Annotated in this window: 2 protein-coding genes; one reads left to right on the forward strand and one right to left on the reverse strand. The window is 62.7% G+C overall.

The window, feature by feature from the left end; all coding sequences use genetic code 11:
* A partial coding sequence (locus LB568_RS33370) for a hypothetical protein (RefSeq protein ID WP_210241397.1) occupies positions 1-220 on the forward strand: 220 nt, incomplete at its 5' end.
* Between the two features lie 66 nt (positions 221-286).
* Here the strand turns inward: LB568_RS33370 and LB568_RS33375 are convergent.
* A complete protein-coding gene (locus LB568_RS33375; RefSeq protein ID WP_064995672.1) occupies positions 287-1,396 on the reverse strand; it encodes an IS110 family transposase in 1,110 nt (369 codons plus the stop codon).
* Positions 1,397-1,463 lie beyond the last annotated feature (67 nt).

The following is a 1,463-nucleotide window of genomic DNA, read 5'->3' on the forward strand; positions in this document are numbered from 1 at the left end:
CGCTCTGATGTCCGCTGTCAAGGTTTGGAACGCAGAAGGTCGCCCGATCCGAGGAACGGCTGCTCATTCTGATGAGCGCGCATGGGTGGAGGCGGAACTGAAGGACGTCGGTGATCAAGCTCTGATGCGCGGGTTGGCTACCGCATTCCCGATTGTGCGTCCGGGGCTGTTCCTATCTTACTGCGGGCGTCGGTCAATTTGCCGGCCACAAAGCGTCTGACGGGCATTCCCCTGCCGTGGTCCCGCCTCCGCCCATGCGCGAGGTGTAGACTGCCGCGGCGAGCGATCAGGTGGAGCGTGCCTCCCTGGCGACGGCCCACATGAAGCCGACTAGTTCGCGGGCGATCGCCGTGCAGACCACCGTCGTTCGCTTGCCTCGCGCAACCAGCTTTCGATACCGGGTCGTCAGGCGGGCCTGAGCCTTCCATGCGATCTCACGGACTTTCGGCGGTGCCTGCTCCAACCGGTACAGCTTCGCCTTGCCGATCCGGGGTGGATGTCGATAGGTCCAGGCGCTCTCAACCAGCATGTGGCGAACGCGGCCATTGCCTGCCTTGGTGATGCCGCCACGCCTGATTGTCTCTCCAGTCGACCGCTCGCCGGGAACGAGGCCGAGATAGCCCATGAGCTGGCGAGGGCTCTCAAAACGGCTTACGTCGCCGACCTCGGTGGCGAACGTCACGGCGACGATCAGATCGACCCCACGCAATGTCTGGAGCGCTCGCACGATCGGCGCCAGCGACCAGTTCGGGATGAACTCTTCGATCACGCGATCAAGCCGTTCCACACGCTCTTTCGAGACGCGCACCGCTTCGACCATTTCCTGGAGCGCGATCTGATGTGCAGGATAATCGAACCGCTGCTCCTGCAACCAACGCAGGTAGCGCATGGTCCAGTTCTTCGTGCGCGGATAGGCACGACCATGCTTGAGCATGAAAGCGCTCACCTGCTGGCGATGGACCCGCAGCGTCTCGACCGCGGCTGCCCGGGCGCGAACGAGATCTCGCATGGCTTCGTGATCTTCATCGGGAACCCATACCGCCGTCAGTTCGCCGGCGCGCAGCAGCCTTGCCAATGAAAGAGCATCCCGGCGGTTCGTTTTCACCCGATCGCCAGGCTTCCTTGGAATCAGCGATGGCGCGACCACGGTGCATTCATGGCCAAGGGAACGGATCAGCCGGTAAAGGCCATAGCCGGTTGGGCCCGCCTCGTAGCATAGGTGGATGCGATCGAACTTGGCAGCGATCCGTTGGATAACGCGGCGCATACTCGTATCCGATGCGTCGACCTCGCCGAAGAACCGAACCTCTCCCTCCCGGCCGGCTTCCGCAATCGCGATGGCGTTCCTCAGCTTAGCGACATCGATTCCGACAAATGCTTCCCTATAATCTGCCACGGCTCGTCCTCCTGTGATGAGGATCGGCTCGGACCGCCCGAGCAACCCTCGGACGCGCAGTGTAGGG

It is taken from the genome of Mesorhizobium sp. B263B2A (genome assembly GCF_020165775.1).
GTDB classification, from domain to species: Bacteria; Pseudomonadota; Alphaproteobacteria; order Rhizobiales; family Rhizobiaceae; genus Mesorhizobium; species Mesorhizobium opportunistum.